The 13,291-nt window shown below is 69.3% G+C and carries 11 protein-coding genes; 4 read left to right on the top strand and 7 right to left on the bottom strand.

The window, feature by feature from the left end; genetic code table 11:
• The first annotated feature begins 101 nt into the window (after positions 1 to 101).
• The 4 genes from ABL308_10540 to ABL308_10525 are packed head-to-tail and all read left to right on the top strand — an operon-like array spanning position 102 to position 5,481.
• Positions 102 to 3,230 carry a peptidoglycan-binding protein gene (locus ABL308_10540; protein ID XBQ15395.1) on the top strand — a complete coding sequence of 1,043 codons (3,129 nt, stop codon included), beginning with the start codon at positions 102 to 104 and terminating at the stop codon, positions 3,228 to 3,230.
• 12 nt (positions 3,231 to 3,242) lie between these two features.
• Entirely contained in the window at positions 3,243 to 4,169 is a 927-nt protein-coding gene (locus tag ABL308_10535) for a sulfite exporter TauE/SafE family protein (protein ID XBQ15394.1), read from the top strand.
• A complete protein-coding gene (locus tag ABL308_10530) occupies positions 4,166 to 4,969 on the top strand; it encodes a TIGR02186 family protein (GenBank protein ID XBQ15393.1) in 804 nt (267 codons plus the stop codon). The genes ABL308_10535 and ABL308_10530 overlap by 4 nt, the downstream gene beginning before the upstream one ends.
• 17 nt (positions 4,970 to 4,986) lie before the next feature.
• Positions 4,987 to 5,481, top strand: a complete 495-nt coding sequence (locus ABL308_10525; protein XBQ15392.1) for a DUF3429 domain-containing protein — start codon at positions 4,987 to 4,989, stop codon at positions 5,479 to 5,481.
• A gap of 161 nt (positions 5,482 to 5,642) precedes the next feature.
• On the opposite strand, the gene ABL308_10520 is transcribed toward ABL308_10525, so the two are convergent.
• From ABL308_10520 to ABL308_10490, 7 genes are all read right to left on the bottom strand, one after another.
• On the bottom strand, positions 5,643 to 5,906 hold the full coding sequence (locus tag ABL308_10520; GenBank protein XBQ15391.1) for a type II toxin-antitoxin system PrlF family antitoxin: 264 nt from the start codon (positions 5,904 to 5,906) through the stop codon (positions 5,643 to 5,645).
• 58 nt (positions 5,907 to 5,964) lie between these two features.
• Positions 5,965 to 7,131 (bottom strand): saccharopine dehydrogenase NADP-binding domain-containing protein, encoded by a 1,167-nt coding sequence (locus ABL308_10515; protein XBQ15390.1) that lies wholly within the window; start codon positions 7,129 to 7,131, stop codon positions 5,965 to 5,967.
• Between the two features lie 77 nt (positions 7,132 to 7,208).
• Positions 7,209 to 7,916 carry a ligase-associated DNA damage response endonuclease PdeM gene (pdeM, locus tag ABL308_10510; GenBank protein ID XBQ15389.1) on the bottom strand — a complete coding sequence of 236 codons (708 nt, stop codon included), beginning with the start codon at positions 7,914 to 7,916 and terminating at the stop codon, positions 7,209 to 7,211.
• A gap of 48 nt (positions 7,917 to 7,964) precedes the next feature.
• Positions 7,965 to 8,987 (bottom strand): ligase-associated DNA damage response exonuclease, encoded by a 1,023-nt coding sequence (locus ABL308_10505; GenBank protein ID XBQ15388.1) that lies wholly within the window; start codon positions 8,985 to 8,987, stop codon positions 7,965 to 7,967.
• 36 nt (positions 8,988 to 9,023) lie between these two features.
• Entirely contained in the window at positions 9,024 to 9,986 is a 963-nt protein-coding gene (locus ABL308_10500) for a carbonic anhydrase family protein (protein XBQ15387.1), read from the bottom strand.
• Positions 9,987 to 10,047: 61 nt separating this feature from the next.
• On the bottom strand, positions 10,048 to 10,998 hold the full coding sequence (locus ABL308_10495; protein ID XBQ15386.1) for a hypothetical protein: 951 nt from the start codon (positions 10,996 to 10,998) through the stop codon (positions 10,048 to 10,050).
• A 28-nt stretch (positions 10,999 to 11,026) separates the two neighbouring features.
• Positions 11,027 to 13,249 (bottom strand): prolyl oligopeptidase family serine peptidase, encoded by a 2,223-nt coding sequence (locus tag ABL308_10490; GenBank protein ID XBQ15385.1) that lies wholly within the window; start codon positions 13,247 to 13,249, stop codon positions 11,027 to 11,029.
• Positions 13,250 to 13,291: the final 42 nt, after the last annotated feature.

Here is a 13,291-nt window from a genome sequence, read left to right as displayed (position 1 = left end):
TGGTGGCCGCACCTCTGGTTTACACAAGATTAACGATTCCGGTACGGTCGGCGATGTCCATCATGGAGTGAGTCGGCATGCCGTCCGGGGCGCCTTGGAGTGTGAAGGGGATCGATCCCCGCGCCCGCGCGATCGCCAAGACGGCCGCGCGCAAGGAAGGCATGACCCTGGGCGAATGGCTCAACCGGGTCATCCTGGACGACGGCGACTCCCCGCACTCCGATGAATGGGAACGCAGCCTGTCGGACTATCCCGGCTTCGGGGGCGGCGGCGGGAACGACGATGACGACGACGCCCTGCGCCGGGTCGTCCAGCGCCTGACCGAACGGCTGGAAGCCGCAGAGCAGCGCTCCACCCTCGCCATGACCAGCGTGGATCAGTCCGTGCTCGCGCTCGCGCGCCGGCTCGAGGCGCTGGAAGACGCCCAGGACGAGGACGGCGGGGAGGCCGGCGAGCAGGTCCGCCGCCTGCGCGGTCAGACTGACGAGTTGCTGGAGCGCATCCGCAAGCTCGAACGCGCCGGGCCCGGCGGCGGAAACGCCGACGCGGTGAAGGCGGTCGAGACGACCGTCGGCAAGATCGCCGCCCGCCTGTACGAGACCGAGCGCGACGTGCGCGCCGAACTCGACAATCTCGCCCACAAGGAAGAGCGCCGCCGCGATCACGCCGAGCGCGCGGTGAAGACCCTGGCCGAGCGTGTCGAGGAAGCGGAGAAGCGCTTCCGCGACGAAGCCGCCGCCCTGCGCGAAGCCGGCGAGGCGCGCGAGACCCGCGCCGGCGAGGCCCTGTCTTCCCTTCAGGAGACCGCGCGCAGCCTTCAAAGCCGCCTGATCGCCGCTGAAAGCGCGACCCATCGCGCCGCCGAAGCCCTGACCCGCAGCCAGGAAAGCCTCGATCGCCGCCTTCGCGAGATCGAGGCGAAGACCGGCGACACGCTAGGCGCGGAAGACATCCAGCGCCGCTTCGACGCGCTGGCGCGCGAGCTGGCCGAGATCGTGCGCGAGACCCGCGCCGACTGCGCCCGCCAGGTGGCCCAGGTCGCTCAGGGCCGACCCGACGAAGCGCGGTTTGAAAAGGCGCTCGAAGCCGCCGAGACCCGGCTCGCCCGCGCCGAGGAACGCCAGACCGGCGCCCTCACCCGCATCGCCGAGGAAGTCGGCCGGCTGTCGCGCGCCGTGGACGGCCGCATCGCCGAGGCTGAACGCCGGCTCGAGCAGAAATTCTCAGACAGCGAGACCCGCCGCGATCAGCGCGAAGTGCGCAGCGACATCGAGGCCCGGCTCGATCGGGTGCGGGCGGAGAACACCGCCGCGGTCCGCCGCATCGGCGAACAGGTCGCCCGCCTGGGCGAGAGCCTGGCCGACCGGGTCCAGCAGGCCGAGCAGCGCTCCGCCCGCGCGGTCGAGGCCGCCGGCGAGAAGATGGCCGAGGTCGTCGAGAAGCTCGAAACCCGCCGCGGCGCCAACGAGACCGATCTCGACGCGCGCATCCGCGCCTCCGAAGAGCGGACCGCCCAGCGCATCGAAGAGGCGATGAAGGGCGTTCACGCCCGGCTCGACCAGGCGCGGCAGGAAACCTCCGACGCGCTGTCGCCCGTCCAGCGCGCGATGACGGCGCTGGCCGACCGGCTCGAACAGATCGAAGGCAAGCGCGGCGAACGCGCTGATGATGGAAAGGCCGGTTTTGAGGGTGTGAAGCCGTCTCGCCGTGACGGAAAGCGCGGCGGCGGTGACGGATCCGACGGGAAAGGACCGGGAGACGGCGTGGATAAGGCGGCGGATTTCGACACGCCTCTCCCCCCGCCGCCGGGTTTCGCCGGCGACAGCTTCGAGACCGGCGAGGACCCCGGCGCGGCGCGCGACAGCTTCGTGCTCGACGCCGAAGCGCCCCGCCCCGCCGCCGCCGAGCGCCGCCGCGCGGACACCGCCTCGCTGAGCGCCGAAGCCGAGCCGAAAGCGCCGCGCCGCCCGGCCCGCCCCGGCGCGACCGCCGATCCTGATTTCCTGGCCGCAGCGCGCAAGACCGTCAGGTCCAATCGCGGCGAGACGAGCTGGGACGCGCCTGCAGAAGCCGCGCCGCGCAAGGGCGGCAAGGCGCTGCTGATCGGGGCGAGCGTTCTGGGCTTCGTCGCCGTGGCGGCCGCCGCGGGCATGCTGGCGCTCGAAGCGATGAACCGGCAGGCGCCCGCCACCGCCGCCGCCCGCCCTGCAAACTCGGCTGAAGCGCTCTCCACCCTGTTCGCCGACACGCCCGCGGCGCCTGCTGGCGCTGACGAGGCCGCTCCGGCGGCCGCCGATCCGGCCCCGGCGTCCGAACTTGCGCCAGAAACGTCGACCGAAACCGAAGCTGCGCCTGAACCGCAGGCGGCCCTGTCCGAGCCCGTGCTTCAGCCCGCCGCGCTGAGCGTCCCGGCGAGCATTCCCGTGTCCGTGCCGACGCTTGAAGAGGCTGCGGCTGCAGGAAACGCGGTCGCGCGGTATCAGCTGGCGCTGGACCGGCTGGAAGCGGGCCGCAGCGCGGATGCGGCCGCCCTGATGCGCCGCGCCGCCGAGCAGGGCGAGCCCGCCGCCATGCGCCGCTTCGCCCTGATGCTGCAGACCGGTCAGGGCGTGCCCACCGACGCGGCGGCCGCGCGCGACTGGATGGTCCGCGCCGCCGAGGCGGGCAACGTCATGGCGATGCACGACGCGGGCGGGATGTTCATCGCCGCCGGCGACGCCCCTGAAGTCCAGGCCCAGGCCGCCCGCTTCTTCGAGCTCGGCGCGCTTCACGGCGTGCGCGACAGCCAGTTCAACATGGGCCTTTTGTACCAGGAGGGCTTCGGCGTGCCGCAGAGCCTGGCTGACGCCTACGCCTGGTTCTCCATCGCGGCGGCCTCGGGCGATCAGGACGCGGCGCGCCGCGCCAGCGAGCTGCGCCGCGAACTGAGCCCCGAACAGCGCAGCGCCGCAGACGAGGTCGCGCGCGGCTTCACCCCGCGCCGGGGCGACCCGGCTGCGCAGGGCGAATATCCGCCCCAGCCCTGGGAAAACGCGGACGCCGGCGCGCTCACCGCCCGCGCTCAAGCCCTGCTCGCCGAACTCGGCTATGATCCCGGTCCTGCGGACGGCGTGATGGGAGAGAGAACCCGGATCGCGATCGTCCGTTACCAGAGCGAAGCGGGGCTTACGCCCGGGTCGCCGGTGGACGCGGACTTCGTCGCCAGGCTCGAGCGCGCCGCCGCCGGCTGAGGCGGGAGCGTCGTGCAGATCTACCTTCCGATCGCGGAAATCTCGATCAACCTCTTCGTCCTGCTGGGCCTGGGGCTGGGCGTGGGATTCCTCTCCGGCCTGTTCGGCGTGGGCGGCGGGTTTCTGATGACCCCGATCCTGATCTTCCTGGGCGTGCCGCCCGCGGTGGCGGTGTCCACCCAGGCCAATCAGATCATGGCGAGCTCGGTCTCCGGCGCGCTGGCGCACTGGCGGCGGCGATCTCTGGACGTGAAGATGGGGCTGGTTCTGCTGGTGGGCGGGGTGTTCGGCTCGGTCACCGGCGTGCAGCTGTTCTCGATCCTGCAGGCGATGGGCCAGATCGATCTGGCGATCTCGCTTTGCTATGTCGGTTTCCTCGGGATAATCGGCGGATTGATGCTCATCGAGAGTCTCAACGCGATCCGCCGCCGAACCCTCGGGTCTTCCGCCCCCAAGCGCAAACGCCGCAAGCGCAACCTTATCGACGCTCTGCCCTTCAAGACCCGGTTTCCCGTCTCGGGGCTGTATATGAGCGTCATCCCCCCGATTCTCATCGGGTTTCTGGTCGGCGCCCTGGCCGCGCTGATGGGCGTGGGCGGCGGTTTCGTGGCTGTTCCGGCCATGATCTATCTCCTGCGGATGCCCACCAACGTCGTGATCGGCACCTCGCTGTTCCAGATCCTCTTCGTGACCGCCCTGACCACCGTTCTTCAGGCCGTCCAGAACCAGACCGTCGACGTCGTTCTGGCCGCTTTGCTGATCGTCGGCGGCGTCGCCGGCGCCCAGATCGGCGCGCGTGCAGGCGCGAAGATCAAGGGCGAGGAGCTGCGCGCCGCCCTCGCGCTGATCGTCCTTTCCGTCTGCCTGAAACTCGCCTGGGACCTCGCCAGCACCCCGACCGATCTCTACGTGCTGATGGAAGCGGGAGGCGGCTCATGATCCGCCTCGCCGCCCTCCTCGCCGCCTTGCTCGCCGCGCCGGTATTCGCGCAGGACGCCGATGCCCCGCGCGCGCAGATCGCTGCGGCGCTGACCGAGGACGTCGTTGAAATCAGGTCCAATTTCGCCGGCGCGGAACTTACGCTTTTCGGCGCCGCGGTCGGCATGGAAGACGGCGACGACATCGTGGTGGCCGTGCGCGGGCCGATGCGCGACCTGCGCGTCATGCGCAAGCGCCGGGTGGCGGGCATATGGGTGAACGCCGCACCCATCCGGTTCGAGCAGGTGGCGAGCTTCTACGCCGTCGCCTCGACCCGGCCGCTTGAGGAGTTCGCCACCTTCTCCGCCCTGCGCCGCAACGGGATCGGCATGGCGCATCTCAGGCTGTCCGCTCCGGAGACCGAGCGGCTCGAGACCCGGTTCGGCGTGCCCGACATGCGCGTCTCGGAACTCGGCGCGGAGATCGTCGATTACCGCTCGGCGATCGTGCGCAACAAGGCGCGCGCGGAACTGTTCGCCGAACGGCCAGGGGGCGTTGAAACGTTTGAAAACGGACTGTTTTCCGCCCGCATCCTGCTGCCGGCCGCCACGCCCACGGGCGTTTACGAAGCGGACGTCTATCTCTTCCGCGGCGGAGAACCGATCGCGACCCGCACCACGAGCCTCGAGGTCGTCAAGGCCGGCGCCGAGCGCGCCATATATGAGCTCGCCCACGACCACCCCCTTGTCTACGGCCTGCTCGCAGTGATCATGGCGGGCCTCGCCGGATGGGCCGCCGCCGCCGCCGGACGCCGACGCTGAATGATGGAGACGCACGCATGAACCGCCTGTCCGACGCGCCCCTCGCCGCGATCTTTCTGGGCTTCGGCGGGCTGATCCCGTTCGTGGCCGGCGCTCTGGGCCTGGCGCTGGGCGGGCAGGCCGAGCTTCAGGCGGCGAACGCGCTTCCGCCCTACGCCGCGGTGATCCTGAGCTTTCTCGCCGGCGGGCGCTGGGCGGGCGAGCTGGTCATTCACGGCGACAAGCCGCGCACCGGCGTTCTGGTGCTGGCGATCGTCATCGCGCTGGCGGGCTGGATCGCCGTGCCGCTCCAGGTCTGGAGCCGGCCTGGCATCCCGATCAATCTCGAACTGGTCGGCTGGGGGATACTGATCGCCGGCTTCGTGATCCAGTATCTGTGGGACCGCGCCGCGATCCGCGACGCCACCTTCCCCGGCTGGTACCTGCCGCTGCGCCTGCTGCTCACCGTCGGCGCGGTCATCAGTCTCAGCTTCGCGGCGTTCGTGCGCTGGTCGCCGACGTTCAGCCTTTAGGCGTCGAGAAGGCTTACGCCTGATCGCCGCGCAGACCTCTTGTCGAAGGTGTATAGCGGCAAGGCTCCGGCGCGCTTCCCCGCAGCGGCGATCATGAGATCGGGCGAAATCGCCGCCGTCGCGCTCGCTGAATCGCACGAGGACATTGGCGTCGATTGCGATCACTCGTCGGCCTCACCGAAAGCCGCACCGCGCGCGATCGCTTCGTTCATCTCTTCGATCGTGACGGGCTTGCGGCCGGGTTCGTAAAGCATCCCTGCGAGATCCATGGCCGAGCGGACCTTGGCGATCCGGACCTCGTCGCCGTAGATGAAGTACCGAACCTTGTCGCCAGCGCTCAGCCTCAGCGCTTCGCGCACGGCTTTGGGCAGCGTGGTCTGGCCTTTTTCGGTGACTGTGGAGTCGATCGCTTTCTGCGCGGTCATGGCAAGAAGTCTCCCTGAAACGCCTTACCTTAACCCAGATCGCCTTATTTTCCCCCGATCACTCATAGCGGAAGGACAGGCCGGCGTGCACGCTCAGCCGGTCGATCAGCGCCTTTCCGAGCGCAGAGCCGGGCGTCCAGATCCCGCCGGGCGTGTGCTCGCGGCCGATATCCTTGGCCAGCCCGATCGCGGTTTCCGCGATCATCTTCGAGGTCGAGCCATAGCCCGGATCACGGTCGCCGGAGACAATGGCGGTGATCCGTTCGCCGTCCTTGGTCTCGCCGGTGAACATCAGCTCGTAGGAGCCTTTCTCGCGCTCTTCCTTCGAGGGCCCCTCGCCCGGCTTGAGCTTGTTCTCGGCCATCGACCGGTCTTTGGCGACATGATTGGCGATCTGCTCGCCCTTTTCGCCCGGGCCGGTCAGCAGCATCTCGTCATAGACCATCGCTTCGCCGTAGCGATGGCCGAGCAGGAAATTCGTGCGGTGCACGTTCTTGGTGTTGATCGCGGCCATGATGAAGGGCGCCGACCAGCTGCCGAGATCGTCTTCATAAACCGGCTTGGCGCCGTGGGGCTGCTGGGGCCCGGTGAAGCCGGGGGTCAGCGCGAACGGGTTCTTGAGAACCTCGATCACTTCGGGCTCGGACTGGGCGCGCTTCATCGTCTCGGCGAAGCTCGCCGCCGTGCCGCCGGAGAACGTGCCCTTCATCGAGCGCACGCGGCCCTTCACGCGCTCGATCGGGGCGCCGGAGCGGCGGATTGCTTCTTCCTGAAGGAACATCACGCCGAGATCGAAGGGAATGGAATCAAAGCCGCAGGACAGGACGATCCGGGCCCCGCTCTCCCTGGCCTGGGCCTCGTAGGCCTTGATCATGTCGGCCATCCAGGCCGGCTCGCCGCACAGATCGACATAGTCGGTGCCGTTCAGCGCACAGGCGCGCAGCAGCGGCTCGCCGTACAGCTGGTAGGGCCCGACCGTGGTGATCACGCATTCGGCCCGCCCGGTGAGCGAGAGCAGCGCCTGATGATCGTCCGCGCCCGCCTCGATCAGCGGGGTGTCGGCCGGCGCGCCGATCTCGTCGCGCACGGATTTCAGCTTTTCAGGATTGCGGCCCGCCATGGCGAACCGGATCTCGGGATGGTGAGCGGCGAGAAACTCGGCGACGAGCCGGCCGGTGAACCCCGTGGCTCCGAAAACGACGATGTCGAACTCGCGTCTGCTCATGATCAAATCCCTTCGCTGTGAATTGACGTCGGGCGGGAAACTCGGCGCTTCGGCGCGGCCTGACAAGGCCCCGCGCTTCAATCGGGCCTGAGTTTGGAGCCGCAGACGGGGAAAACCCGCCGGTCGCCGCACATCCAGGCGGTCGGCGCGGCGGGAAAAATCGGCGCCCAGGCCGCGTCGCGCAGATTGAGCCCGCCGGTGAAGGCCCCGAACGCAGGCAGGACCAGGCGCGCGCCGTCCGTTGCGAAGCAGCGCTTGCGCAGGCCCCGGCCGCGCACGGCGATCTTCGCGCACGGATGCAGGTGTCCGGCGACCTCGCCGGGCCGGGCGCCGGCGCCGGGCTCGTGGATCAGATGAAGCGGACCCAGCCGGGTCTCGTACGCGCGTCGTCCGCCGAAGCGGGCGGGCGGTTCGGGATCGTGATTGCCCTCGATCCAGAGCCAGTCGGACACCGAGGCGACGAGATCGGCGAGCATGCGCGCGTCGGCCTCGTGAATGCGTCCGTGCGCGCCGAGATCGTGAAAACTGTCGCCTAGGGCGACCACGCGCGCCGGGCGCAGCCGGGCTATCACCTCGGCGAGCCGATGAAGGGTCGCTCGCGTGTCGTAGGGCGGCAGCATGGCCCCCCGCGCGGCGAAGGCGCTGCCCTTCTCGAAGTGCAGGTCGGCGACCAGCAGGGTTCCGGTGGACAGCTCCAGTGCCGCGCCGGACGGGTCGGCGGCGATGCGCGCGCCGTTCACAGTCATAACGGCCTGCCGGCCCGCCGGGGTGAGGGTCTGAAGCATCCCTCCAGTTACAGGCACGAAGCGTGAACACGCAAGCGCGCAGCGCCGTCAGTCCACATCTTCGTCCTCATAGCCCACCAGGCTCAGCGGACGGGCGCGGTAGCCTTCGAGCTCCGCCCAGCGCGCCAGAGCGTCGTCTCGGCCATGGGTGATCCACAGCTCCTCGGGATCGACGTCGCGCACGGTCCGGGTCAGCTCGTCCCAGTCGGCGTGATCGGACAGGATGATCGGCAGCTCCACGCCGCGCTGGCGGGCGCGGGCGCGAATGCGCATCCAGCCGCTGGCGAAACAGGTCACCGGATCGGGAAAGCGCCGCGCCCAGCTGGTCTGGAAGCTCGAGGGCGGGCCGATGACGATCTTCCCGGCGAAGTCGGCCTTCTTTCCGTCGGCGTCCTTCAAGGTGGCGTTTCTGAGCTCGCCGAGCTCCACGCCGTGCTCGCGGTAGAGATCGCAGAGCTGTTTCAGCGCGCCGTGGATGTAGATCGGCTCGTGATAGCCCGCCTCGCGCAGGAGCATGATCACCCGCTGCGCCTTGCCCAGCGCATAGGCGCCGACGAGATGGGCGCGAGCGGGGAACCGCTCGACGCTGGCCAGAAGCTTGGCGATCTCGCCTGTGTCGTCGGGATGGCGGAAGACCGGCAGGCCGAAGGTGGCTTCTGAGACGAAGACATGGGCGGGCAGCACCTCGAAGGGCGCACAGGTGGGATCGCGGCGGCGCTTGTAATCGCCGGAGACGACGATCACGAGACCCTTCCATTCCAGCCGCGCCTGCGCCGAGCCCAGCACGTGGCCGGCCGGATGCAGGCTGACCGACACCTCGCCGATCTTCACCGTCTCGCCATAGGGAAGCGACTGGGCGCGCGTGCAGAATTCCGCACCGTAACGAGCCGCCATGATCGCCAGCGTCTCCGGCGTCGCGGCGACGGCGTCATGACCGGCGCGGGCGTGATCGGCGTGGCCGTGGGTGACCACGGCGCGCTCTGCGGGCCGCATCGGGTCGATATAGAACCCGCCGGGCTCGCAATAGAGCCCGCGCTCGGTCTCGCGCAGCAGGTCCTGGGGGCGGATCATGGGTCAGAGGTAAGCCGCCCCCGGCCCTGCGCCAAGCTAGCCGGCCTCGCCGGTGCGCACCTCGCGGTCGCCGGTGGACTGGATCGGCCTGTAATTGCCCGGGTGATAGGCGGCGATCTCCTCGATCTGCTCGCCTGCGGCGGTCGCCGGGGTCTCGAACACGATCCACTGCACGCCCTCGGTGCAGGGCGGCGTGGTCAGGGAGCCTTCATAGCGCCAGGCGCGCCGGTCCTCGGGAAGCAGCATGTCCAGCGACAGCGCGGCGTCCATGTCGGTCACGCGCGGCCCGTCCGGCAGGCTGGCGATGATCGCATTGAGCACCGGGCTGGGATCGCCGCGCTCGAAGAAGACGCCCACGACCGCCAGATCGCCGCCTTCGGACTGGTGCACGAAATGCGCTTCCAGCGGATAGCGTTCGCCTTCGGCGGTGTGCTCGGAGCCGGCGTGGAAGTGCATCTGGATGAGCTCGTAGGCTTCATCGCCCAGCATCAGCCCGCCAGCCTCTTCGAACGTCACCTTGAAGGCGATCCCGCGCCCGTCGATCGAGGCGTTCACCGCCTCGTTCCAGCGGATCGCGGCGGTCTCTTCTGTTTCGATCGGCGTTTCGCCCAGATCGATCGGCGACTGGCGGTTCCCCGTCTCGCAGACCTGATACCGCTCGTCGAGGTCGGCCCAGTTCGCAGGCCCGGCTTCGCCTTCATAGCTCCAGGACGCAGGCTCGGCGCCGACCTGGTCGTCGCCCGAGCGCGTGGCGTCGCCGGTCACGTCCCCGGTCTCGCCTCCGGCCATGTCCTGTTCGCCATAGCCCGCGTCGGCAGTTTCGGCATCCGCAGAGAATTCGTCGGCGGGGTCGTCGCCCATATTGCGGTCGTCGACGCCGCCCCCGTTTGCGACCTCGACGCCCTCCATCGTCTCGTCCTCGGCCTCGATCTCGGCCTCGTCAGGCCCGCAGGCGCTGAGCGCGAGAACGCTGGCGGCGGTGAACAGCATGAAACGCATGGGCTCGCTCCTTGGTCTTCCCTCGGTGAGAGGGATGAACGCAAGGCGGGGCGCAGCGGTTTCAGGTGCTGGCGCTGACCGCGACGGTGACGGCGGCCGCCGAGGCCGCAGCAGCGGCGGCCTGGGCCGCGACCACGGCGGACAGCGCGTTCGCAGCAGCCGCCGCGCCGCCGCCCTTGCCGCCGGTGTGGGTCAGATGCGCGAGCCGGGCGAGGCCTGCGCCGTCGCCGCCGCTATGACGCGGCAACTCGTCGATGATCTGGGCGATCTGGTCGAGGTCTTCGGCCTCCACCCCCTGGGACGCCCAGTCGAGCAGGATCGTTCGATCGACCCGGTGCTTCAGCGTACGCTGGGATTTGCGCAAGGCGTCGAGCCGGTCGAAGCGCTGCAGAACACTGCGGGGTTCGGCCTCATTGATGGCGGCGAACTTCGCGCCGTCGCGACGCCGATGGCGCGTCCGGCTATCGGACTTGAACACCTCTTCAGCGCGCCTTCTCGCCTGGGACACGCTGGCGGGCGCGTCGCCGCGGACGGCGTGGGCGGCGGCGAAGGTGTCGGTGACCGACGGATCGCGCCGCCACCAGGGCGGGTTCAGCTCGGCCTTGAGCGCGAAAAAGCGCTGCGCGGCCTCCGCCGGCGACAGGTCCGACAATGCGAGCACCAGAGCCGCGCGCGCCCCGCCCGCATGCAGTCCGCCGGTTTCGGACGCCTTGCGCCGGTCGCGCAGAACGTCCCGCATCGCCGCGAACCGCTCGACGCTCGTCTCATGCGCGGCGAGGATCGCCGCATAGACCCAGCGCAGCCCGCCCGACGGCGCGGTGTGGCGGCCGACCGCGTCGCCGATCTCCTCGCGCCGCGCACGCACCGCCTCGATCAGCGCCGCCTCGTCCTGTTCGGACGCCAGCAAGGCGCCGGCGGCGAACCAGGACGCCACGGTGTCAGGCCGCGGCTTTGCGCTGCGCAAGCCCGACTGCAGCGCTTCCAGGCGCTCAAGGCGGTGGCGAAAGGGCATGTCTAGAACCTTGTTCTCTCCTGTCATGCTACTCGCTTTGCAACGCGGACTCCACATCAAGTCCGGTGTGGTAGGCGATAAAGGCCCAACGATCGGCCGCCTCGTCGATCAGCTTGGAGACCGGGGTGCCCGCGCCGTGCCCGGCGCTGGTCTCGATCCGGATCAGGGTGGGCGCGTCGCCGGTGTCCGCCGCCTGCAGCGCGGCGGCGTATTTGAACGAATGGCCGGGCACCACGCGGTCGTCGGTGTCGCCCGTCGTGACGAGCGTGGCGGGATACTCGCCCGTCTCGGGAATGTTGTGATACGGCGAGTAGTCGTAGAGCACGTCGAACATCGCGGGGTCCTGGGGGCTGCCGTAGTCCGACACCCAGAACCGCCCGGCGGTGAACTGGTTGAACCTGAGCATGTCCATCACGCCCACCGCCGGCAGGGCCGCGGCGAACAGGCCCGGCGCCTGATTGGCGACCGCGCCGACCAGAAGCCCGCCGTTCGATCGGCCGTCGATCGCGAGATTGTCCGGGCTGGTCCAGCCAAGATCGATCATCGCCCGGCCCGCATTGATGAAGTCGTCGAAGACGTTCTGCTTGTTCGCCAGCCGGCCCGCGTCGTGCCAGTCCCGGCCATAGGCCGAGCCGCCGCGAATGTTGGCGATGGCGTAGACCCCGCCCATCTCCATCCATTGCAGCCGGCGCACGTCGAAATCGGGCCGCCGCGTGATGGCGAACCCGCCATAGCCGTAGATCAGCGTCGGCCGCGCCCCGTTCGGGGTGACGTCGCGATGATGGGCGATGAAGAGCGGAATGCGCGCCCCGCCCGTACTTTCGTAGAAGGTCTGGGTGACCACGTAGTCCGCCGGATCGTAGGTCAGCTCCGGCGCGCGGAAGACCGTGCTCTCGCCGGTCTCCACGTCATAGCGGTAAAGCGCCGGCGCCTGGTTGAGGCTCTCATAGCTGTAGAAGGTCTCGCTCCGGTCCGGCGATCCGGAAAAACCTGAGGCCACGCCCAGCCCGGGAAGCGCGACCGAACGCACGAGATTCCCGTCGGTGGTGTAGACGTCGACATGGCTCGCCACGTCCTTCATCCGCTCCACCACGATATGCCCGCCGACATGATCGGCGCCGGTGATCACGTCTGCGGTCTCCGCGATCACTTCAGTCAGCGCGGACGGGTCCGAGAGGTCGAGCGCCACGATCCGCCCGTTCGGGGCGTCGAGATCGGTGTGGAAGAAGAACCGCGCGCCCGTGTTGCCGACATAGAGGTGGTTGTTTGCAAAGCCCTCGAACACCGCGACCGGCGCGGAGTCCGGCGCGTCGAGATCGATGACGTGAATCGCATTGCCGTCCGTGCCGACGGAGGAATAGGCGATGAGATACCGCCCGTCGTCGCTCACAGAGCCGCGCCAGCTCACCTCGGGCCGGTCGGGATCGGACAGGATCAGCCGGTCCTCGCTCTGCGCCTCGCCGACCGGGTGAAACCAGATCGCCTGGTTCAGATTCGGCGCGGTGAACTCCTCACCCTCGGGCGGCGCGGGATAGCGCGAGTAGAACAGGCCCGAGCCGTCCTTCGCCCAGCTCAGCGGGGAGAACTTCACCCACTCGATCTCGTCAGACAGGATCTCGCCGCTGGCCACGTCGATGATCTTCACCGTGCGCCAGTCCGATCCGCCCTCCTGGACCGAATAGGCCAGCATCGACCCGTCGGGGCTGGGCTCCCAGCTCGCCAGCGCCGTCGTGCCCTCGCCCGACCAGGCGTTGGGATCGATCAGCACGCGCGGCGCGGCGTCGAGCCCGTCGGCGACCATCAGCACGCTCTGGTCCTGAAGCCCGTCGTTGCGGGTGTAGAAATACCGCCCGCCGGCGTGATCGGGCAGGCCGTAGCGCTCGTAGTTCCACAGCTCGGCGAGCCGGTCCGCGATCGCCTGACGTCCGGGAAGCGCGTCGAGATAGGCGTTCGTCAGCGCGTTCTGATCGGCGACCCAGCCGGCGACCTCCTCGCTTTCGCGCACATCGGTCTCGAGCCAGCGATAGGGATCGAACACCGTCACCTCGCCCTCGCGCGCCGAGGCGTAGACGTCGGCCTGATCGGTCCGGCGGGTCAGCGGATAGCTGAGCGGGCCGTCGGCGGGCGGCGCGGCGTCTGCGGGAACGGCGTCGGTCATGTCGGTGCCGCTGGCGATCTCGCTCACCACCTCGTCGGCGGCGGGCGTACAGGCGGCGAGAGCCGCAGCGGCGGCGAAGGGCGCAAGGCGCATGGGCGGAACTCCGTCAGGAAAAAGCGAACCTCGAGCCGAGGT

This window comes from Oceanicaulis sp. (genome assembly GCA_040112665.1).
Taxonomy (GTDB): Bacteria; Pseudomonadota; Alphaproteobacteria; order Caulobacterales; family Maricaulaceae; genus Oceanicaulis.
This window is presented reverse-complemented; position numbering and strand designations above follow the sequence as displayed.

Excerpts from the sequence above, each read along its gene's own strand:
- ABL308_10530 (XBQ15393.1), top strand. The coding sequence starts at position 4,166 with ATGATCCGCCTCGCCGCCCTCCTCGCCGCCTTGCTCGCCGCGCCGGTA.
- ABL308_10525 (XBQ15392.1), top strand. The coding sequence starts at position 4,987 with ATGAACCGCCTGTCCGACGCGCCCCTCGCCGCGATCTTTCTGGGCTTC.
- ABL308_10520 (XBQ15391.1), bottom strand. The coding sequence starts at position 5,906 with ATGACCGCGCAGAAAGCGATCGACTCCACAGTCACCGAAAAAGGCCAG.
- ABL308_10515 (XBQ15390.1), bottom strand. The coding sequence starts at position 7,131 with ATGAGCAGACGCGAGTTCGACATCGTCGTTTTCGGAGCCACGGGGTTC.
- pdeM (XBQ15389.1), bottom strand. The coding sequence starts at position 7,916 with ATGCTTCAGACCCTCACCCCGGCGGGCCGGCAGGCCGTTATGACTGTG.
- ABL308_10505 (XBQ15388.1), bottom strand. The coding sequence starts at position 8,987 with ATGATCCGCCCCCAGGACCTGCTGCGCGAGACCGAGCGCGGGCTCTAT.
- ABL308_10500 (XBQ15387.1), bottom strand. The coding sequence starts at position 9,986 with ATGCGTTTCATGCTGTTCACCGCCGCCAGCGTTCTCGCGCTCAGCGCC.
- ABL308_10495 (XBQ15386.1), bottom strand. The coding sequence starts at position 10,998 with ATGCCCTTTCGCCACCGCCTTGAGCGCCTGGAAGCGCTGCAGTCGGGC.
- ABL308_10490 (XBQ15385.1), bottom strand. The coding sequence starts at position 13,249 with ATGCGCCTTGCGCCCTTCGCCGCCGCTGCGGCTCTCGCCGCCTGTACG.